Annotated in this window: 20 protein-coding genes and 1 tRNA gene; 11 read left to right on the top strand and 10 right to left on the bottom strand. The window is 38.0% G+C overall.

Annotated features, from left to right (window positions below):
* The first annotated feature begins 135 nt into the window (after nucleotides 1-135).
* From H6G68_RS23730 to H6G68_RS23715, 4 genes are all read left to right on the top strand, one after another.
* The gene (locus H6G68_RS23730) at nucleotides 136-309 is read left to right on the top strand and encodes a type II toxin-antitoxin system Phd/YefM family antitoxin (RefSeq protein WP_242045374.1); all 174 of its coding nucleotides are present in this window, start codon (nucleotides 136-138) and stop codon (nucleotides 307-309) included.
* A 365-nt stretch (nucleotides 310-674) separates the two neighbouring features.
* The gene (locus H6G68_RS23725) at nucleotides 675-1,244 is read left to right on the top strand and encodes a Uma2 family endonuclease (protein ID WP_190908847.1); all 570 of its coding nucleotides are present in this window, start codon (nucleotides 675-677) and stop codon (nucleotides 1,242-1,244) included.
* 133 nt (nucleotides 1,245-1,377) lie between these two features.
* Nucleotides 1,378-2,991 carry an ABC transporter substrate-binding protein gene (locus H6G68_RS23720; RefSeq protein WP_242045373.1) on the top strand — a complete coding sequence of 538 codons (1,614 nt, stop codon included), beginning with the start codon at nucleotides 1,378-1,380 and terminating at the stop codon, nucleotides 2,989-2,991.
* 215 nt (nucleotides 2,992-3,206) lie between these two features.
* Nucleotides 3,207-4,232 carry an ABC transporter permease gene (locus H6G68_RS23715; protein WP_190908845.1) on the top strand — a complete coding sequence of 342 codons (1,026 nt, stop codon included), beginning with the start codon at nucleotides 3,207-3,209 and terminating at the stop codon, nucleotides 4,230-4,232.
* Nucleotides 4,233-4,656: 424 nt separating this feature from the next.
* Here the strand turns inward: H6G68_RS23715 and H6G68_RS23710 are convergent, their stop codons facing one another.
* Both H6G68_RS23710 and H6G68_RS23705 read right to left on the bottom strand, forming a co-directional pair.
* On the bottom strand, nucleotides 4,657-5,772 hold the full coding sequence (locus H6G68_RS23710; RefSeq protein WP_190908844.1) for an ABC transporter permease: 1,116 nt from the start codon (nucleotides 5,770-5,772) through the stop codon (nucleotides 4,657-4,659).
* Between the two features lie 426 nt (nucleotides 5,773-6,198).
* Entirely contained in the window at nucleotides 6,199-7,074 is an 876-nt protein-coding gene (locus H6G68_RS23705; RefSeq protein ID WP_127054234.1) for an Npun_R2479 family HD domain-containing metalloprotein, read from the bottom strand.
* Between the two features lie 393 nt (nucleotides 7,075-7,467).
* Between H6G68_RS23705 and H6G68_RS23700 the strand changes: the two genes are divergently transcribed.
* The 4 genes from H6G68_RS23700 (at nucleotide 7,468) to H6G68_RS23690 (ending at nucleotide 9,047) form a co-directional block, all read left to right on the top strand.
* A tRNA-Gly gene (locus H6G68_RS23700) sits at nucleotides 7,468-7,539 on the top strand.
* 7 nt (nucleotides 7,540-7,546) lie between these two features.
* Nucleotides 7,547-7,672: a hypothetical protein gene (locus H6G68_RS27715; RefSeq protein WP_277925555.1), complete on the top strand. Its 126-nt coding sequence runs from the start codon at nucleotides 7,547-7,549 to the stop codon at nucleotides 7,670-7,672.
* Between the two features lie 48 nt (nucleotides 7,673-7,720).
* The gene (locus H6G68_RS23695) at nucleotides 7,721-8,113 is read left to right on the top strand and encodes an MAPEG family protein (protein WP_190908843.1); all 393 of its coding nucleotides are present in this window, start codon (nucleotides 7,721-7,723) and stop codon (nucleotides 8,111-8,113) included.
* Between the two features lie 139 nt (nucleotides 8,114-8,252).
* Nucleotides 8,253-9,047 carry a hypothetical protein gene (locus tag H6G68_RS23690; RefSeq protein WP_190908842.1) on the top strand — a complete coding sequence of 265 codons (795 nt, stop codon included), beginning with the start codon at nucleotides 8,253-8,255 and terminating at the stop codon, nucleotides 9,045-9,047.
* A gap of 3 nt (nucleotides 9,048-9,050) precedes the next feature.
* On the opposite strand, the gene H6G68_RS23685 is transcribed toward H6G68_RS23690, so the two are convergent.
* Nucleotides 9,051-10,226 (bottom strand): DNA cytosine methyltransferase, encoded by a 1,176-nt coding sequence (locus tag H6G68_RS23685; protein ID WP_190908841.1) that lies wholly within the window; start codon nucleotides 10,224-10,226, stop codon nucleotides 9,051-9,053.
* Nucleotides 10,227-10,324: 98 nt separating this feature from the next.
* On the opposite strand from H6G68_RS23685, the gene H6G68_RS23680 reads away from it, so the two are divergent.
* Entirely contained in the window at nucleotides 10,325-10,783 is a 459-nt protein-coding gene (locus H6G68_RS23680) for an ATPase (protein WP_242045372.1), read from the top strand.
* Nucleotides 10,784-10,856: 73 nt separating this feature from the next.
* Nucleotides 10,857-11,093 (top strand): hypothetical protein, encoded by a 237-nt coding sequence (locus H6G68_RS23675; RefSeq protein WP_190908840.1) that lies wholly within the window; start codon nucleotides 10,857-10,859, stop codon nucleotides 11,091-11,093.
* Between the two features lie 228 nt (nucleotides 11,094-11,321).
* Here the strand turns inward: H6G68_RS23675 and H6G68_RS23670 are convergent, their stop codons facing one another.
* The 5 genes from H6G68_RS23670 to H6G68_RS23650 form a co-directional block, all read right to left on the bottom strand.
* Complete coding sequence (locus H6G68_RS23670; RefSeq protein WP_127054244.1) at nucleotides 11,322-11,924, bottom strand: cytochrome c oxidase subunit 3; 603 nt, start codon at nucleotides 11,922-11,924, stop codon at nucleotides 11,322-11,324.
* Nucleotides 11,925-12,117: 193 nt separating this feature from the next.
* On the bottom strand, nucleotides 12,118-13,794 hold the full coding sequence (gene ctaD / locus H6G68_RS23665) for a cytochrome c oxidase subunit I (protein ID WP_190908839.1): 1,677 nt from the start codon (nucleotides 13,792-13,794) through the stop codon (nucleotides 12,118-12,120).
* Nucleotides 13,795-13,947: 153 nt separating this feature from the next.
* Nucleotides 13,948-14,874: a cytochrome c oxidase subunit II gene (locus H6G68_RS23660; protein WP_190908838.1), complete on the bottom strand. Its 927-nt coding sequence runs from the start codon at nucleotides 14,872-14,874 to the stop codon at nucleotides 13,948-13,950.
* 99 nt (nucleotides 14,875-14,973) lie between these two features.
* Nucleotides 14,974-15,585 (bottom strand): DUF2231 domain-containing protein, encoded by a 612-nt coding sequence (locus H6G68_RS23655; RefSeq protein WP_190908837.1) that lies wholly within the window; start codon nucleotides 15,583-15,585, stop codon nucleotides 14,974-14,976.
* Entirely contained in the window at nucleotides 15,582-16,082 is a 501-nt protein-coding gene (locus tag H6G68_RS23650) for a DUF2231 domain-containing protein (protein WP_190908836.1), read from the bottom strand. Before H6G68_RS23650 ends, H6G68_RS23655 begins: the two co-directional genes overlap by 4 nt.
* A gap of 711 nt (nucleotides 16,083-16,793) precedes the next feature.
* Here H6G68_RS23650 and H6G68_RS23645 point away from each other — a divergent pair.
* Entirely contained in the window at nucleotides 16,794-17,582 is a 789-nt protein-coding gene (locus tag H6G68_RS23645) for an ABC transporter permease (RefSeq protein ID WP_190908835.1), read from the top strand.
* Between the two features lie 19 nt (nucleotides 17,583-17,601).
* On the opposite strand, the gene H6G68_RS23640 is transcribed toward H6G68_RS23645, so the two are convergent.
* The gene (locus H6G68_RS23640; protein WP_190908834.1) at nucleotides 17,602-17,859 is read right to left on the bottom strand and encodes a hypothetical protein; all 258 of its coding nucleotides are present in this window, start codon (nucleotides 17,857-17,859) and stop codon (nucleotides 17,602-17,604) included.
* Between the two features lie 383 nt (nucleotides 17,860-18,242).
* The gene (locus tag H6G68_RS23635; protein ID WP_190908833.1) at nucleotides 18,243-19,952 is read right to left on the bottom strand and encodes a serine/threonine-protein kinase; all 1,710 of its coding nucleotides are present in this window, start codon (nucleotides 19,950-19,952) and stop codon (nucleotides 18,243-18,245) included.
* Nucleotides 19,953-20,005: the final 53 nt, after the last annotated feature.

The raw sequence follows: 20,005 nt of genomic DNA, 5'->3' as shown, positions 1-20,005 counted from the left end.
GGCATCTCTAACGCTTATTTTAGCGTACCAGCCAGCTACCTTTGCATTGGGGCATCTCACTTTTAAAAGCAGTGGCAGTAACACTTTAGCTATTTCCGGAGATGTCTAATTATTTAACAGATAAAGGAGGATGAAATGGATGCAATGACTACTCAACAGGCAAGTCATGACTTAGATGGTTTGATAGATCGTGTTATTGCAGATGTACAACCGACTATTATTTGTAATAAGAAAGGCAACAAAGCTATTTTGATTTCTCTAGACGAATTTTTATCATGGCAAGAAACATTATATAGGAATCATAAATAATATTTGAAAAATTTTAAGTAGTGTAGGTAGGGCTATGCCTTACAGAACCAGGATACAGCAGTTCCCGGTCGAATGCAATACAATCGAGGGCGGGGAAACCCCGCCCCTACAGGCTTGGCGATGAAACCCTGTACCTCATAACAGCAGGAAGCGCTGTATCGTGGGCAATGCCCACCCTACGTAAAATTTCAAAAATCAAATATTAGTCCTATATTTACTGTCAAATCCTGTTAATGCAAAGCATCTTCTAACTTCAATTTAATCAGCAAAAGCAGGTGAGGTTGTTGAGAGAGGCTTAATTGAAGAATGAGAGATCAAAAAACTAAGCGATAATTAAGGTAAGCTAACCCACGGGAGAAAAAGCAATGACAGTGGCAATTGCTAACAAGATGACCTTTGAGGAATTTCTCAACTATGACGATGGTACGGATAGTTTATATGAATTGGAAAATGGAGAATTAATTCCCATGCCTTCAGAAAGTGATATAAATCAAAGGATTGCAATGTTTTTGGTTGCCTATTTTTTAAGCTGTGGAATTCCTTCCTCTAGATTGCGGATGAAGGCTGAGGTAGCTGTGAATAGCAGACGAGTGGGGGTGCGTGTACCTGATCTGGTAGTCTTTTCTGAAGAGTTAGCGATCGCAATGGCAGGCGCTACTCGTTCACTGGTATATATGGATATGCCACCGCCGTTATTGGTGGTGGAAGTGGTGAGTCCTAATCAGGCTAGTCGTGATTATCGCTACAAGAGATCCGAGTATGCGGCGCGGGGTATTGCTGAATATTGGATTGTTGATCCCATTGACCAAAAGGTGACAGTATTGGAATGGGTGGAGGGTTTTTATGAACAACAGGTATATGAAAATGATAGCTTAATCGTTTCTCCGCTCTTTCCTGATCTCAAGTTGACGGCTGCTCAAGTTTTACAACGATGAGATGCTATTCTTGTGAAGACAATCTGACAAGATGTAATTAGCTAAACATATATCCTAGAATAATTAACTGCTGATTAAAAAAATATTAATGATAAGAGCTTGGTTTTCCTTGTCTATGAGACAGTCAGTTAGGATGGCAAAATTCCTATCTTTGTTCTGTCTATGTTTATTGTTGGCTGTTAGTTGCACCCCTCGCACACAGACAACTACCCCAACAACTGGTGTTATCAATACTCCTGCTGGTGATGGTCGCATTACCATAGGTACGACATCGAAGCCCAGAACTCTTGATCCGGCTGATGCCTATGAATTGGCATCATTAGGTTTAGTATTCAATATGAGCGATCGCTTGTACACCTATGAACCAGGTAGCACAGAAATTAAGCCCCAACTAGCGACAGCATTACCTAAAGTTAGTGCAGATGGTTTAACTTACACCATACCTATCCGTCAAGGAGTGGTGTTTCATGATCAGACTCCATTCAACGCTAAAGCAATGGAATTTAGTATCCAGCGTTTTATCGAAAATAAAGGTAAACCATCTTTCTTGCTTTCCGATACAGTCGCTTCTGTGAAAGCCACAGGGGACTATGAATTAACAATTAAGCTCAAAAAGCCCTTTGCCGCGTTTCCCTCCCTATTAGCCTTTTCGGGAGTGTGTGCAGTTTCCCCGAAAGCTTATGAAATCGGGACTGGGAAATTTAAGCCGAATATCTTTGTCGGCACTGGTGCTTATAAGTTAGCGCAGTATGGTACTGATTCGCTGCGATTTGATGTATTTGAGCAATATTGGGGTGAAAAACCAGCCAATAAGGGTATTAATGTCCAAATTCAGACTAGTCCAGTTAATTTGTTTAATGCTTTCCGAACTGGTGCTGTAGATGTAGCTTACTTATCTTTGCAACCAGACCAAATTCGGAGTTTAGAGGAAGGTGCTAAAAAAGGAGATTGGCAAGCTATTACCGCTCAAGGTAGTGTAGTTAGTTATATGGTGTTGAATCGCAATCAGAAACCTTTAGATAAACCAGAGGTCAGAAATGCGATCGCATCATTAATTGATCGTCCATTATTAAATGATCGGGTCTTATTTGGTCAAGCTGATCCACTTTACAGCATGATTCCCAGCACATTCAATGTTTCCCAACCATTATTTAAAGATAAATATGGTGATGCTAACTTTGAACAAGCTAAAAAATCCTTAACTGCTGCTGGTTTTTCTAAAGAAAATCCCGCTAAAGTTCAAGTTTGGTATCCAGCAAGTTCACCTACTCGTAGTTTAGCAGCGCAGACACTAAAATCTCTGGCTGATACAAAAATGGATGGGATATTACAACTGGAAGTTAAAACTGTAGAAGGTGCTACCTTTTTTAAAGAAATTAGCAAAGGTTTATATCCAGCAGCCTTACTTGATTGGTATCCAGATTTTTTAGATCCAGATAATTACGTACAGCCATTTTTAGCTTGTGAAAAAGGTTCAGTTGCTAAAGGATGTGAAAATGGAGGAAGCCAAACTCAAGGTTCTTTTTACTATAACGAAGTTGTCAATAAACTAATTGATCAACAACGTAAAGAACAAAATCCAGAAGCGCGTCAGAAAATATTTGCTGACATTCAAACACAAGTAGTTACTGATGTTCCTTACATTCCTTTATGGCAAAACAAAGATTATGTATTTGCCCAAAAAGGTGTAAGTAATGTCAAAATTGATCCTACCCAAAACCTGATTTATAAAACAATTAAAAAATAATCACTAGGGGACAGGTGTAATCTCGTTCCCAGACTCCGGCTGGGAATGCCGTTTAGAGGCTCTGCCTCATCCTAATTTATCAAGCAGAGCCTCAAGACTACATTCCTTGTCTGAGATAAAAAACGAGATTAAATTTGTGAGGATCTGCCTCAAGACTACATTCTTTGTCAGAGACAAGGAACGAGTTGAAGTTTGAATTTTGAATTAATAAAAATATGTCTCGTTCTAAAGCATTACAGTATTACATTGTTTCCCGGTTGCTATTTGCGCCACTGCAACTATTAACCATTATCACGATTGTTTTTCTTTTACTGAGAGCAACCCCAGGAGATCCAGCAGATGCAATTTTAGGTGGACGTGCGCCAGAAAGTGCTAAAGAAGAATTAAGAAAACAACTCGGTTTGGATTTACCTATTTGGTTACAATATCTCAATTATTTAGGCAATTTACTACGTTTTGATTTAGGAACTTCTTTAACCAGTCGAGGACAGAATGTTGGCGAAATAATTGGACAATATTTTCCAGCAACCGTAGAGTTAGCTTTTGCTAGTATGGCTGTAGCGCTAATTGTTGGCGTTTTAGTGGGTACTATTTCCGCTTCTCGTCCGGGGACTTATTTTGATATTGGTGGGCGTTTGTTTGGTATCATTACCTATGCTTTACCTATGTTTTGGGCGGGAATGCTGTTACAGTTAGTTTTCTCAGTTCAACTAGGTTGGTTTCCCAATTCCAACCGTTTTCCCCCCAATCTTCCCGCACCTGCAACTATCACTGGTTTATATACAATTGATAGTTTATTAAGTGGTAATTTCAGCCAATTTTTCATATCTTTACATCATCTGGCTTTACCAAGTTTGACTTTAGGAATTTTATTGAGTGGAATTTTTGAGCGCATTGTGCGGGTGAATTTAAAGCAAACCTTACAAGCAGATTATGTAGAAGCGGCTAGGGCGCGGGGAATTTCTGAAAATAAGATTTTAGTCTCCCATGCCTTAAAAAATGCTTTAATTCCTGTAATTACAGTATTAGGATTAACATTTGCTTCCCTATTAGGTGGAGCAATTTTAACAGAAGTGACATTTTCCTGGCCGGGGTTAGCAAATCGACTTTATCAAGCTATTTCTGACCGAGATTATCCCACAGTTCAGGGAGTGTTAGTATTTTTTGGAGCAATTGTTGTGAGTGCAAGTATTTTGATTGATATTCTCAATGCTTATGTAGATCCAAGAATTAGATATTAGATACGTAGGTTGGGTTGACGTAAGAAAACCCAACATTATTTTTTGTCTGAATCAGGATTTGGAGGATTTAAGGATTTACAGGATTTTCTATTCATTAAAAATCTTTCATCCTGAACATCCTTTAATCCTGGATATCCTGATTCAGACATTATTCCATTTCTCTAATAATATTCATTGTTTCCACACTCACAGTACAGACTCTCATTAATAAATCTATTACCTGTTCTTTATAATCTGCGAAACGATAATTATAGAATTTTTCCGCAATAGTTGGGTCTTTTGGTTTCTTTCTGACTTGAAAATAAGACCCTACCCCTAACCCCTCCCCGCTGTTTCGTGGAGGGGAATAAGAAGTTTTTTTTCATGGGTTCTGGTGTACGCAGTTCATGATGGCTACCTAGTTAAAAATAACTTTATAAGAATTCTATCTCTGTAAACTGCGAGGATCAAGAGCATCACGCAACCCATCACCTAATAAGTTAAATGCCAAAACAGTGAGAATAATCAGGATTGCCGGCGGTAAAATTAGCCAAGGTTGTAATACTAAAATAGAAGCATTACTAGCAAGAGAAAGCATATTTCCCCAAGAAGGATCTGGTTGTTGAATGCCTAAACCAATTAAACTTAATACTGCTTCTGCACCAATAAAACTAGGAATTGACAGTGTTGCAGAGATAACTACATAACTAGCGGTTTGGGGCAAAACATGGCGGAGAATAATATAAATTGGTGTACCACCCATAGCTTGTGCTGCTTGTACAAATTCTCTTTCTTTGATTGAGAGTACTTGTCCGCGAATTACCCTGGCTAAACCTGCCCAACTAATAACGGAAGTAATCACAACAATTAGTAAAAAGCGCTGAGTACTAGTTAATTGGGGACTCAAAACTCCTGATAATGCTACTAATAAATAAATGCTAGGGAAAGTCATCAACACTTCTGCCAAGCGCATAATCACACTATCAATCACACCACCAAAATAGCCGGAAATACCACCTATTAGCAAACCAAGGGGATAGGTAATAATGATGCCAAAAATCCCGATAAATAAACTAATACGACCACCATATAGCAGACGGCTAAATTGATCTCGTCCTTGTTCATCAGTACCCAAAATATTCCATTTTGCTTCGCCATTTGAGCCAAACAAATGCAGATTTAAGGGTATACCGGGTATAATGGTGACTTCATCCCACTTGGGTGGTAGAGGCAAACTCATCTGGAATAATCGATATTCGGGTCCGGCAACAAATAAACTTAGAGGAGAAGGCTTTTTGAAATCAACAATTAGTTTTCTTTCCCCTGTTTCTAAATTTGTATCCCCTTGAGTTGTCGGATATATATGTGGTCCAATAAATTTACCTGACTGAGAAACCCAATAAATGCGAGTTGGTGGCAGTAGTGAACCATTTGGCTGAGAATTATAAGGGTTGTAAGGTGCGATGAAATCAGCTGCGATTACTGATAAATAGAACACTAACAGTAAGATTGCCCCAAATCGCGCCAAGGGATTTTTTTTCAGTCTCTGCCACCAATTCATAGTTTTTCTTCACAAATTAAGGGTGATGTATTAAGGATCTGTGCAAAATTAATTTATAGCCGTGGACAGGGTGGTTAGGACATCAATTGATAATGAAACTCTCACTACAAGAGGGTTTTACTCCTGACTCCTGACTCCTGCCATAACATTTTTTTATGGCGGTTCTCGTTTGTAGGAAGTAAACATTTACCTCTCTCCTGCAAGGAAAGAGGCTTGGAAACACCAATTTTTTTTGGGTAAGGGGAGTTAGTTTTCTGGGATTTTGATGTTACCAAAAATACTTTTCAAACATCCTCTGAGAATCAAATGCAAACTGTTATACAGCAGATTGCAGATCAATTAGGTACAGAATCAAAATTGAAACCTAGACACATTCGCCAGTTTTACTCCTGACTCCTGACTCCTGACTCCTGAATTCTGCTGTATTTAAGCGTGTAATTTCTCAACTAAATACAGTAGGTCTTCATTTTGCTTTTCATGTTCAACTACAAATACATTGGAATAAAGATTTGCTATGATTTGTTTTCCCTGCTGTGTTAGAGATAGATATCGCAGTCCATCTTTGATATATGGATAGACACCATGCCAGTAAAATTTGGCATAATTTTTGCGTAAATCCCCAGGATTTTGATAGCCTAAAATTTTGTTCATCCCAGTTTCTTCAAATTCGTAGAATAAACTAGTGATTTTTCTCAAGTAACGTGGATCACTTAATTGCCCGATTAAATCAGCAGCACGTACTAAACCGGCAAAGTGGTTGGTATCTTGATGATCTTCTGCTGTTGGTACAGGGAACCGAGTCAATTCAATATTTACCTTTATGACTTCAGCGTCTATTAAAGTGTGTCCACCAAACCGTTCACCAATAAACAGTTTGGCTCGATCTACATGATATGGTGTGAGACTAGCATCAGAAGCACCGTGGGGTAGAGCAATCATGTTACCATTTTGCCCTGTTGCATATAGGGATTCTGATTCTATATCTTCGCGGCAAACTCCTTTGACATAGCCGATATCGTGACACAACAAGGAGATAATGAAGTGTAACCAGTCTTCGCTGGAAACACCACCTTCTCGAATGTGTTTACCACGCAACATTTCTTGTCCAACAAGGGTGACGAGAACGGAGTGTTCAACATTGTGATATAGGGCATCACTGTTGGCAATGTTTTCCAATGCCATGTTACCAGCCCAAGCAATGATGTCTTGATAATCAGTTTTTAAGTTCCCGTAGGTGCGTTGATAGCCCTCTCGAATTTGATTTACAAAAGCATTAATGATAATTTCAGTTGTATTGAACATACTTGATACTCAGGGTATATATTTTGTATAATCGAGTTCACCTGCTGAAATTTCGGTCAATATAAAGTCCTCGGTTTCGCTATGGATAAAGGTTCTGGTGCCAGCCAAACCGGGGTGTTATCGGCAAAATAAGCGATCGCTTCCTCAGGAGGGCAAAGCTTTGAAAGTTTATGAAGAGCATGGAATCAAGAAGTGAGTATAGCAAGAAGTGAGTATAGTCAGAGACGTTGGTGCTTTAGACTCCCATTGGATTAAGTGTACATTATCCTTCTCAATTTTTCCTCATCTATCCTTGGGGAGGATAAAAAATATATAAATAAATTAAGCTTCTTCTGAGATTTTGCTCAATTATGATATAATATCATCTAGAATTAATTGACATAATTCCAACTTGCGGGTGTAATTCAGTGGTAGAATGTCTGCTTCCCATGCAGAATGTCGTGGGTTCGAGTCCCATCGCCCGCTTTCAAGATTGTTATCTGATTATATTTTAAATATTTTCCAGTCTGGTGATTGCGATCGCGAAGCATTATTAGATCAGCAATTACAAACTATCCCCAATCTCAGTTATGACAAAATTACTGGTAATGGCAAGTAAATGAAGTTAAATGTGTCATTATCAGCCTATGTACTCGAATTTTGATTTATGTCTCCTTTTCCTAGTTTAGTTACCGTATCCGCGCTCATACTTTACTTTGTTATCACAATTAACGTTGGTAGAGCTAGAGCAAAATATCAAGTTCCCGTACCACAAACCACAGGAAATCTTGATTTTGAAAGAGTGCTGAGGGTTCAGCAAAACACCTTAGAACAACTTGCTTTATTTTTACCTGCTTTATGGTTGTTTTCTGTTTACGTTAGTCCTATTTGGGGTTCTGTTCTCGGTACAACTTGGATAATAGGACGTATTGCTTATGCTTGGGGATATTATCAAGCAGCAGAAAAGCGTGGGGTAGGTTTTGCTATCAGTTCTTTGAGTAGTATAGGACTAATTTTAGGTTCACTAGTTGGGATTATTTTATCTTTGATGAAGGCGTAATTTAGGGAGTGTGATCTTTTTTAGATGATCACACTTTTCTAAATGATTTTTTATAAAAAATCATAGGTAATTGACTATAAATGTCGCGTAATCAAAATATTTGCTAAATGCGCCTCGAACAGGTTATTATAATCTTTTTATGTCTACCAAGTTAGAGGCTAAAACTCTCATACCACTTTCTATACAAGAACGGAAAGAACTAATCTTACATCATGCGTCATTAATTGATGTTACTCATATAACCGATGAAGATTTGCACATAGCATACAAATACGGAAAAATTATTTACTCAATAGCATCAGGATATTTTGATTATCAAATTCAAAAAGACAATGATAATTACTCGATTCTAGAATTAGAGACTCAATCCAAGTTAATCAGCAATAAAACAGATAAATTCGCTGATGAATTTATTACTTGGTTAAAAGCAGATTTTGAAAAGAAAAGTGCAATACTTGAGCATCATCCTAACCCCCAAAATCTCTTTGAACTCTGTGGAGCAAAATTGCTGGTAACTAGTAACTCAGTTACAAGAAGCCTTAGCACAAAAATGGGGCAACTCTGGGAAGAAATAGCTGATATTAGCCCTTATGTACTTGTACCTGAATTTGAGTTTGGAATTAAAATCAAGGGAATAGATATTGTTATACTAACAGATGAAAAAATTAAATTTGCACAGTTAAAAACTTTAAAAGGTACTTTGACTGGTTCGCAAACAAATAGAGCTAAAAAAGAATTAGGGATTCATGATTATCCCTTATTTATAGCCGCTTTTAATTTAGGTGGATGGACATTCAACGATTCTAAAATCCCTCGCATAGCTGGTAGGGAATTTTGGGATATGATTCATCTTGAATATGAGCTAATTGAGAATCATGTGAGAAATATGTTACAGAGAATTGATAAAGCTTTTGCAGAGTTAGCAGCAAAGTAAATTCTATAGAGAAAATAAAGAGAGTTGTTCAGCTACTGCTTTTCCTTTTGGTTGATTTCCCCGCATTAAATTAAACAGATAATCACCAAGTTCTTTAGCAAGTAAAACTGGTACTGCATTACCAATTTGTTTGTATTTAGAAGTTACCGAACCATAAAAAATCCAATCATCAGGAAAAGTTTGAATTTTTGCAGACTCGCGCACAGTTAAAGGACGCAGTTCTACAGGATGACACATATCTGTAGCTTTTTGATGGGGACAGGTTGTGATAGTCGGTGAAGGTTTATCCCAAGATAATCTTCTGTAAAAACCAACTTTTCCCCCACCAGAATTATAAGCACCTCCCATTGCTTCTCTTTGCAATTCTTCTGGTAAATTTCTCCAATTTTGTCCGGCTTGTAATAATCTTAAAAACTTCAGACGATTTTCTGAATAACCAATAAATTCTGGTTGGACATCAACAAAACTTATTAACGCATCTTTTAAAGTCCGCCATTTAGGTAAAATTTTACCATCTTTGCTATATTTAGCTAGAGGAAATGTAGCAGTTTCACCATCTCTAGAACCAATAAAAACTACACGTAATCTATTTTGGGGAACACCATAATCTGCTGCTTCTAAAAGGTTGTAAACTACGTTATAGCCTAATTCTTTCATTTCTACTAAAACTACCTTCAAAGCTGCACCAGCTATTTCATCAAGTTCTAAAGGTGGATAATCTTTTCCCCGTTGGTTAATTGGTCTGTGACGAAGAGAAGCAGAAAGTAAACCTCTGACATTTTCCATCAAGAAAAAGCGGGGTTGTACTTCTTTAACAATCCGGATAAAATCCATAAATAAACTACCGCGAGGGTCCATAACTGAACCGCGTTTTCCTGCGGTGCTAAATGGTTGACAAGGGGGACCACCAGTGACTAAATCTACCTCACCAACCCGTAAAGCGCGACCTAAATTTAAAACTCTTCCTCCTTCCTCAAGTAACTCTTGGGAACTGACTTTTTCTAATTCTCTGGGAATAGCACTTTCTTGAAGTTCAGGTCTATTGAGAGCAATTGTTTTTGTCGCATCCCGGTCTTTCTCTACTACACTGACTGTATGAAATCCTGCTTGTTCTAAACCTAAATCTAAGCCAAAAGCACCTGTAAATAAGGAAATACAAATAGGTTGATTATTTATCATGTTTGTAACTTTCAATTGTTAAAATTAATAAATCCAAAATCCAGATTACCGACTTCTTTTAAAATCCTGGGATATTAATAATATATATTACCATAACCATGCCTAACCTGTACATTATCATCTACGGTGCAAACGGTTCTGGAAAAACTACCATACCTTTGCAAATTCTCCCATATTTTCTAGAAGTATTTGAATATGTAAATGCTGATAAAATTGCAGCGGGTATTTCTCCTTTCAATGCTGAATATGTAGCTATTGAAGCAGGAAGGTTAATGTTGAAAAGATTAGAAACTCTTGTTTATGACAAAGCTGAGTTTGCTTTTGAATCAACTTTAGCTGCTCGCAATTTTGCGCGTTTTATTAGAGAATGTAAAAATCAAGGTTATATAATCAACTTAATATACTTTTGGTTAGAAACTCCAGAATTAGCAATATCTAGGGTAAGCAGATGGGTAGCAAGTGGAGGTCATAATATTCCAGAAGATATCATCCGCAGACGCTATGAACGTGGACGCAGAAACCTAACTGACCTTTCTTTACCTTTGTATGATACTTGAATAGTATATAATAATTCTGGTAAGGAACCTCAATTGGTGGCTGAATCGGGTATTGATAAGGAAGTGATAATTTATGAATACGGAATCTGGAATCAAATTACAGCAAGATCATAAATCTCAAGTTCCCGCTACAGAGTTACATCGAAAAATAGATGCAGGTGCGAAGTTTGCTATTGCTAATGCTATAGAAAGACATCGCAGGTTAGGAGAATCTATTAGTATTTTGCGAGATGGTAAAGTGGTGACTTTGACAGCAGATGAAATACCAGTGCAGGTTGTTAATATTAACTTTTATAAAACTGTAAAGTAATTAATACAGAGTATAAAATGTAGAATATAATAAGAATATATAGCCAGGGAATAAATTCCCTGTCTAAAAGCTAAAGTCGGTTAAAACCGACTATTTGTGGTCTATTTATTTTATTTCCAGAATAAATTTTGATTTTTAGTTAATCAGAGTGCGTTAAAACGCACTTTCGCTATTAGCCCGGAAATTGATTTCCGGGCGGTTGTAGAAACTAACAGGACTATTCTTTCCCTACTGCCAAACGTAGATAAGCAGAAACAAAATAATCCAGATCACATCAACAAAGTGCCAAAACAACGAAGTTGAATTAACACCAAAGTGACCAGTATCGTAATTACCGGGAATGAAAGAACGAATCAAAATCATCAACTGCAACAAAATCCCAGTCAAAACGTGCAAACCGTGAAAACCAGTTAACAGGTAAAACATTCCGCCAAAAGTACCGGAAGTGAAGCCAAATTCTAATTCACTCCATTCCACAGCTTGACCATATAAAAAGTAGCTACCCATTGCTATTGTAGCTAACAAAAATAGGCGAAATCCCTGTAAATTGTCACGTTGTAGGCATCTTTCAGCAAAGTAAATTACAAAGCTACTAGAAACCAGAATAATTGTGTTAATTGTCGGTGCTGTAACTTCCAGTCCCGAAACACCAGCAGGGAGCCAGTTAACTGTTGTGGTTTTGTAGATAATATAGCCAGCGAAAAAACTTAAGAAAATGACGCTTTCAGATAAGAGAAAGACAATAAAACCAAACATTTTATTGCCTTCTTCGTCGTGTTCATGTTCATGGCTGACATGATGCAATTCTTCGGGGTTAATAGAACTATCCATTGGGAAATTTCTCCTTTTAAGTTTTAAACGCAGAGGAACGCGGAGGTAAACGCAGCGAAAAGTTCATCGTAGCCGGGTTTCCCGGCATAGGAACTTCACTTTGCACAACGGGGGGAACCCCCGCAAGCAAGTGGCTCAACTTTTCAAGACAGAGGGTACGCAGAGGTTTTCTGCGTCCTTCTTTTTCTCTGCATTATTCTGCGTTTTGTAATGTTATCTGGCGTTCCAGGTTAGCTGTTAATGGTTCTGATTTTCCGTAGCCGTAAGGTCCGCTAATTATGATGGGAATTTCTTCAAAGTTTTCTACGGGAGGAGGTGAAGAAATCATCCACTCTAAACCAATTGCTCTCCAAGGATTATCAGGTGCTTTTTCACCTTGCATCCAAGAAATCAACATATTGAAAATAAAGGGTAAGGTAGACATTCCTAATAAGAATGCACCAAGACTAGCGATAATATTCCAGAATTGATACTCTGGTGCGTAAGAAGCAACTCGGCGTAACATCCCTTGCAAACCTAATGGGTGCATGGGTAAAAAGTTGAGGTTTGTACCGATGAATGCTAACCAAAAGTGAATTTGTCCCCAACCTTCACTGAACATTCGGCCTGTCATTTTTGGGAACCAGTGATAAATGGCTGCATACAAACCCATCGTCACTGTTCCGTAAAGAACATAATGGAAGTGACCAACGACAAAGTAGGTGTTGTTAACGTGAACGTCTACTGGTACAGAAGAAAGCATGATTCCTGTAATACCAGCAAAGACAAACATCAGCAAACCACCTAAAGCGAATAGCATTGGTGTAGTTAACCGGATTTTTCCACCCCAAATTGTTGCTACCCAAGCAAATACTTTAATCCCTGTAGGAATGGATACAAACATGGTTGTCAACATGAAAATCAACCGCATCCACCCAGGTGTACCGCTGACGTACATATGGTGTACCCAGACGATACCGCTAACTACGGCGATTAACATGGAGGAAACAGCGACGACTTTGTAGCCAAATAATGGCTTACGGGAATAAACGGGAAAGATTTCTGAGAAAATCCCGAAGATGGGCAAAATGATTACATAAACTGCTGGGTGGGAGTAAAACCAGAAGTAGTGCTGGAACATGACTGGGTTTCCGCCTTTGCTGGGGTCAAAAAAGGCAGTTCCAACTGTGATGTCAAACAGCAGCATTACTGCACCAGCAGTTAAGGCGGGAAGTCCAAATAATTGGATGATTTGGGCGCTAAATACTGCCCACACAAATAAGGGCATTCGGAAGAAACCCATACCGGGGGCGCGCATTTTCACGATGGTGGTGACAAAGTTCACCGCGCCCATGATGGAGGAAACACCGGAAATAGCTACCGCTAATAACCAAAGAACTTGTCCGTTAATCAAGTTACCGGTGGGGTTTTGGGTACTGACGGGGGGATATGCCCACCAACCAGATTGGGCGGGGCCACCGGGAACGAAGAAGCTGGACATGAGGAGAATGCCCACGACTGGAACCATCCAAAAGGCGACGGCGTTCAGGCGGGGAAATGCCATATCTCGCGCCCCAATCATCAAGGGTACGAGGTAGTTAGCTAGACCAACAAGGGAGGGAAATGTCCACAGGAACAGCATGACAGTGCCGTGCATGGTGAACATTCCGTTATAAACGGTGCGGTCTATTAAATCAGATTCGGGGGTGATTAGTTCTCCCCGCAAGATCATGGCGAAAATACCGCCAATAAGGAAGAAGAAAAATGAGGTGACGAGGTATTGTATACCTATGACTTTGTGGTCTGTGCTAAAGGTGAAGTATGTTTTCCAGTCGCTTGGTGGTTCGTGGTGATGTGTTTCACCTGCGATGTGAATAGGAATGTTAGTCATTCGATTTTAGATTGTGGATTTGGGATTAAATGTCAGAATCACTTCTTTCTCAGGATTAAAGGATTAACAAGATATAAAAAATACACAGAAAATTATGAAATTAAATTCTGAAAATCCTTAAATCCTGAAAATCCTGATTCTGATAAAAGTTGGTTAGCCGGAAAAGTTGACTACTGGAGGTGCAGCTGGTTTGACGGTTTCCCAACCAGTTTTGACACTTTGGTTGCTGGTTTGGGCATATTCGCTGGCGGCTTGATTTTTTGCTGGGGTGGGGATGTGGCTTGCAGCTTTTGTTAACCATTCGTGATACTTTTCTGGAGATTCAATAATCACGTTGGCTTGCATGGTTGCAAAGTATGTACCGCTGTATTGGGAATCGGTGAGGCTATATTTACCGGGGCGAATTGGTGTAAATTCAAAGTCGATTGTATGACCAGGAATTATATCTTGTTTGAGGCGAAAAGCGGGGATGTAGAAGCCATGTAGCACGTCTTCTGATTGCAATGCTAAACGGATTCTGCGATCGCTTGGTAAATGCAATTCTGTACTGGTAACATTCGTCTCAGGATAATGGAATACCCACGCCCACTGTTTGGCTAGTACGTCAATTTTTTCTACAGATTCATCCACAACTTCATCTGGTGTTTCTTGATCTGCGGCAAAAGCTGATTGCATACCAATGGGATTATGTATATGTACCAGTTGGGCTGGCCCTTGAATCCCCATTTCTTCGTAAACTTGGTAGCTGTAATTTGCAATCCACAACACTAACATGATGGGAATTGCTGTCCACACAACTTCTAAGATGACGTTACCTTCAATGTGTGGACCATCGCTTAAATCGTATTGGTTAGCACGGTGGAAGGTAATTGAATACAAAACGGTGCTTGTAACACCCAAAAAGATGAAAGCACCCAATGTCACCAAAAAGCTAAACAAATCATCAATGAGATAAGATTCAGCCGCAGCTTGAGGGGGAAGCCAAGAATAAGCCTGTTTGCCGATACCGATACTGATCAAAGTGACGGCAACTACCCCGGTCATCAAGGTTAAAATATTTAAAATCTGCCGAATTTTCATGGTTACTCATTAGTCATTAGTCATTAGTCATTGGTCATTGGTCATTGGTCATTGGGTTATTCATCTCCGCGTTTCCCCATCTCCCCACCTTCCCAATTCCTATTTCCCACCCAGTACCTTGTTAATGTCTTGTCCCATTCTCAACAAGTTGTCTGCGGTGTTATGAACTCCAAAATCAGCGGCTAATTGCGCTCCTAATGTACCGTGTAAGTACATAATAAACATGATGGAAATTCCTGCTAACAGATAACTCCATTGCACTTGTTGATCTGAGTCTTTGCAGGAAATATAGCGTTGCCATCCTCTCCAAAAAGTCATGCCAATAATCAAAGCTAGTAGTGCAACACCGCCGACACCATGCCACATCATGGTTGCCATTGCTTGCATACCCCAAGCACTTTTAATATCAGCAGATGGGGTTGCTAAGAACATTTCATAAAAACCCGCTGCTACTGTGAAAAAGGTGATGACAGAAGAAGCTACCATGTTGTACCAACCAACTTCAAATAATTGAGCGCGTTCTACAGAAATTGCTAAATATTTGAAAGCCCATTGATCTATTGGGAAGAGTACACCAACGATATCGAAGGTAATAGCAATGATGAATAAACCTAGTGTTAGATGTACTAAGTTGGGGTGAATGGGAATACTGTAAGGCAATCCATTTGCACCCATTTGAGCGCTGATTTGATCAATTAATTCTGAGTTCATGGTAATATTCCATCCTTTACCGCTTCCACAACTGGAACGGTGTGTAGTCCATAAACCCACACAAGTTGATCACCGAGATATACTTGTACTCCAACGATGATGGTTAAAAGTAGCCCAGCAGCTAGATAGTGAATTGGTAGTTTTTGTGGGTTCCGGGTGCGGAGTACATAGCGCCAAGCTGTAATTGTGGCGATAATTCCCGAAAGTGACCAACCGATGAGGGTATGGTAATTTAATACTGATTTAACTAGGTTGTAAGGTTTGGCTAAACCAGCTTCAAATTGACCAAAAATAATGGCGACAAAAATAGCAATTGTCGCTACACACATATTCCACCAACTCACTTCAAATAAGCGAGGTTTTCCTGCTAAATATCCAATTAAATCACAGAAAAAAGAAAATAGTACCATCGCAATTACGAAGTGAACGACGATGGGATGAAGTGTATCTGGGTAAGGTAAATTATGGTCGTTCAACGACGTTAAAGACTCAAACATGAAATTCTCCTAGACTTATGTACTACTCCTGTGCCAAACTCCAATTGTTGCTAAATATCTGCTCATAGCAATTGATGAAAGCTTTTGACGGAGCCTGCCTTTAGGCATAAGTTGACGGCTGAATATTGATAATTTTCAGTTAATTCATTTGCTCATAACAACAGTCTGCAACAGCAATTGTTGATGTAGATAAACTAAATCGCTGTTGGGTTTTTGATTTACTCAACCTATTTTTTAGGTTACGTAAATTTTTCTAAATTGTCCAAAATCTAAAAGTTAAACTTTTAGAATTAGTAGAGAGCAAGAAAAGGAATATGCTAATTTAGCTACCTTTGCTTTCTTTAAATATTATGAAATAAAAGGCATAAATTTTGATGTCTAGTGGTGTACATATAAGAATTATTACTTTGTGATGGAAATGACAGAAATTTTGATTATTCTTGTTACGGATAAAAACTGTCTATTTTGGTGATTTGGTTTAGTTAATAATTATTGTAAATTGGATATCATGGGAATAGTTATTTTTTCTTCCTAGGAATATTTAGCACCTAAGTAAGTAGGCTTAATTTAATATAATATCTACCCTGAGATAATTTATTTTTATACCCATTTATCTATGTTTATTTTACCTGGTCTGTCAAATATATGTTATACAAAATGAGATGAGTTTACTCTGAGATTATAGTGATAAGTTCGTACCAACTATCTATTATGAAACAGACGATTAGAAAAACCCTAACCTTGCTTTCCGTTTACTATGCTTATATGCTAGAGTATCGCTCAGAACTAATATTATGGGTTCTGTCTGGTTCTTTACCAATTATTCTCATGGGTGTATGGATACAAGCAGCCCAAGGAGGAAAATTTGGTTTCACTGCTGTAGAATTTGCTCGTTATTTTTTTGCCGTTTTTATAGTCAGACAAATTACAGTTGTTTGGGTTATTTATGATTTTGAAAAAGAAGTAGTGGAAGGCAAACTTTCACCGCGATTATTGCAACCATTAGATCCAGGATTTCATCACTTTTTTACTCATGTTGCTGAAAGATTTGCCAGAATGCCTTTTGTATTTATATTAATAGGATTATTCTTTTTATTATATCCCCAAGCTTTTTGGTTGCCCAGTTTAGCTAATTTATTGCTTTTCATATTGGCTGCGATTTTAGCTTTCAGCTTACGATTTTTAATTCAATACACCTTTGCTATGTTCGCTTTTTGGACAGAAAGAGCCACAGCTATAGAAAATGTTTGGTTTTTATTTTTTCTGTTTTTATCCGGTATGATTGCACCTTTAGATGTTTTTCCAGAAGGGGTGCGGAACGTAGTCATGTTTACACCTTTTCCCTATTTGATTAATTTTCCTGCAAGTATTTTAGTAGGGCTACCCGTGGATTTAACAAGAGGATTTTTATCTATTGTGGGTTGGTTACTGGTATTTTTGGGTGCAAATCGCTTGTTATGGCGTGCAGGCTTAAAGCGGTATTCAGGAATGGGAGCTTGAATAATTCATAATTTAATGTTTAATGTAGTTCAGAAACGTGAATATTCTGTATAACTTCCCGTAATTGATCGAGATTATTTACAGTTAAGACATACTTATGAATAGTCCTTAATAGTTCTAAATCAGAAATTGGCGATATTGAATCCATCAGTTTCAAGCCTTCCATACCGAATTTTACATCTAAAGCTAATTCAATACTTGAAAGCCGTTCTTGTAACCGTCCCTCTTCTCTGCCCTTATGCAGAATTTCTTGATAAAAGAAAGATTTTTCTAGCACTATTATCCTCCACCTAATCATTTATCTAACTTAGAAACTTAGAGAAGTTGAAGTTCTCCGGATAAATTCCCCCTTTAAATTGTCCTTAACTGCTCTAAATCAGCAATTTTCGAGATTTATAGCATTATGAGGAGATGATATTTTTCCTCTGCTAATGTGGCATAAGTCTGCATTTGTTTGGGAATTTCTGGCTTACATCATAATTGTAACTTGTTGAGTACAGAAAATTGATATAGTGATAAATAAAAATTTTAAATAATACATGGCATTGGGAACTTAACCATTACAAATCTCCAGGAATTAAATATACGTTATCTAGAAACCTTGTAGAGACGTGACCTGGGTAGGGATTATGGCTATACATTGTGTTTTTTGGAGGATTTCTATGACAAATTGCTGGGTATGGTTTTAAATTTCTCTACCGAACCCAAAGAATAATCTTCTAATTTAAAATCAGCAAAAGGCTTTTTCTCTAATCTATCTCGTAAAGCTTCATCTAATATCACGCCTTCGGCTTGTTTTTTTACACCAATAATAATAATACTGCGTTGATAAGCTGTTGAATCTTGACTAGCTTGACAATCTTTTCTTTGGAATTGTCCCAAATTTAATAAGCGATAACCTTGAACAGTTGATATATTACTAAATATCTTTTTTACTAAGAGTTGGATTTGCTTAGAACGTTCTAAAGCCCGACTTTGTTCCGCTGCAATATCACCTTCACAAGAAGCTGTTCCCACAGAAATAATCTCGCTGGGATTTTCCATTATTCTCTGAATACCTTCTTGTTCTAAGTTAGATTTTAACGAGTCAAGGGTAATAATTTGATCGTTATATTTAATTTGGTAGGTGCTACCTAATTGCCATTTATATTCTACTGATAAAACCGCAATATTAAATTCTGCTACTCTCCCTTGACTATCTTTCCCTTCTTCGTAGGGGAAATAATCAACTTTGCCTTTTTTGACGGGTGCTTGTCCATAATCAGGAGGAAGAACGGTGAATTTATGATTGCGGTTGGCTAATGCTACAGACCAAAGTAATAATAAGGAAACTATTAAAGCGGCTAACCATGCTAATAATGGTAATTTTTCTGGCTGCTTTTGTGGTGGGATAATGGTGTTATTGGTAGTTGTTTTATTAACTATTGCAGTTTTTAAACCACCGCCAACATTAATAGTTGCTGAGGTATTATCTGTAAGTAAAAATTCAATTTCTGCTAATCTTTGTAAAATTTCTTCAACATGGCTAGGACGTTGATTTACTGCTGTTAACATCAACCAATCAATGAAATCTAATAGCAGTTGTGAAACATGAGTTGCATGATTTCGCCATTCTAAAACATCCAGGTGCGGATTATATAATTGTACAGGTTGACATCCCGTTAATAAAAATACGAAGGTACGTCCTAAAGCAAAGAAATCTGATTGGGGTATGGCTTGTCCTTGCATTTGTTCTGGAGGGCTATAACCTGATGATGTAATTGCTGTCATTCCCCCACCATTAGCCAAATAAGTTCTCGTAATTTCTCTGGCTGTACCAAAGTCAATTAATACTAATTGCCCATCAGGGCGAATCATGATATTTGATGGTTTAATATCTCTATGTAGATATTGGTGGTGATGAACTAAAGCTAATATTTCTAATAGTTGTTTTAACCAAGCTATGGCTTGGGGTTCAGAAATGGGACGGTTTTGTTGTTGCTTTAACCACTGTTCTAAGTTTGGCCCATCAATTTTTTCCATCACCATACAATGCAGCACTACAGCATTTCTGGTTTGATATGGAAAGTAACCCTCGGCTGTGGGAATACCAGGATGATTTAATTGTTCTAGAACATTGACTTCTTGTTGAAATAGTGAAACGGCTTTGGTATCGTTAGCTAATTCTTGTTTGAGGACTTTAAGGATTTTTGGCGTGTCTTGCTGATAGGCTTCATAGACTTTGCTAAATCCAGTTTTGTCACTCAATAACCGCAATATTCGATAACGCCCTAACAATTCTAATTGAGAACCACAACTTTGACAAAAGCGGTTTTCGTCATTATCTGGGTGGTTGGGTTGAGGACAAACTGGATTAATACAAAGACTCATAAACAATTAAAAATTAAGAATTAAAAATTAAAAAAATTAGAATGCCAGTTAGT

It is taken from the genome of Anabaena catenula FACHB-362 (genome assembly GCF_014698735.1).
GTDB classification, from domain to species: Bacteria; Cyanobacteriota; Cyanobacteriia; order Cyanobacteriales; family Nostocaceae; genus Anabaena; species Anabaena variabilis_A.
Note: the sequence above shows the minus strand (reverse complement) of the source record. Positions and strands in the feature narration are given on the sequence as shown.

Coding starts and splice junctions, on each gene's coding strand:
- H6G68_RS23650 (WP_190908836.1), bottom strand. CDS start 16,082: ATGTTTGAGTCTTTAACGTCGTTGAACGACCATAATTTACCTTACCCA.
- H6G68_RS23670 (WP_127054244.1), bottom strand. CDS start 11,924: ATGGATAGTTCTATTAACCCCGAAGAATTGCATCATGTCAGCCATGAA.
- H6G68_RS23710 (WP_190908844.1), bottom strand. CDS start 5,772: ATGAATTGGTGGCAGAGACTGAAAAAAAATCCCTTGGCGCGATTTGGG.
- H6G68_RS23705 (WP_127054234.1), bottom strand. CDS start 7,074: ATGTTCAATACAACTGAAATTATCATTAATGCTTTTGTAAATCAAATT.
- ctaD (WP_190908839.1), bottom strand. CDS start 13,794: ATGACTAACATTCCTATTCACATCGCAGGTGAAACACATCACCACGAA.
- H6G68_RS23725 (WP_190908847.1), top strand. CDS start 675: ATGACAGTGGCAATTGCTAACAAGATGACCTTTGAGGAATTTCTCAAC.
- H6G68_RS23685 (WP_190908841.1), bottom strand. CDS start 10,226: ATGATAAATAATCAACCTATTTGTATTTCCTTATTTACAGGTGCTTTT.
- H6G68_RS23720 (WP_242045373.1), top strand. CDS start 1,378: ATGGCAAAATTCCTATCTTTGTTCTGTCTATGTTTATTGTTGGCTGTT.
- H6G68_RS23715 (WP_190908845.1), top strand. CDS start 3,207: ATGTCTCGTTCTAAAGCATTACAGTATTACATTGTTTCCCGGTTGCTA.
- H6G68_RS23680 (WP_242045372.1), top strand. CDS start 10,325: ATGCCTAACCTGTACATTATCATCTACGGTGCAAACGGTTCTGGAAAA.
- H6G68_RS23730 (WP_242045374.1), top strand. CDS start 136: ATGGATGCAATGACTACTCAACAGGCAAGTCATGACTTAGATGGTTTG.
- H6G68_RS23695 (WP_190908843.1), top strand. CDS start 7,721: ATGTCTCCTTTTCCTAGTTTAGTTACCGTATCCGCGCTCATACTTTAC.
- H6G68_RS23675 (WP_190908840.1), top strand. CDS start 10,857: ATGAATACGGAATCTGGAATCAAATTACAGCAAGATCATAAATCTCAA.
- H6G68_RS23645 (WP_190908835.1), top strand. CDS start 16,794: ATGAAACAGACGATTAGAAAAACCCTAACCTTGCTTTCCGTTTACTAT.
- H6G68_RS23655 (WP_190908837.1), bottom strand. CDS start 15,585: ATGAACTCAGAATTAATTGATCAAATCAGCGCTCAAATGGGTGCAAAT.
- H6G68_RS23690 (WP_190908842.1), top strand. CDS start 8,253: ATGTCTACCAAGTTAGAGGCTAAAACTCTCATACCACTTTCTATACAA.
- H6G68_RS23660 (WP_190908838.1), bottom strand. CDS start 14,874: ATGAAAATTCGGCAGATTTTAAATATTTTAACCTTGATGACCGGGGTA.
- H6G68_RS23635 (WP_190908833.1), bottom strand. CDS start 19,952: ATGAGTCTTTGTATTAATCCAGTTTGTCCTCAACCCAACCACCCAGAT.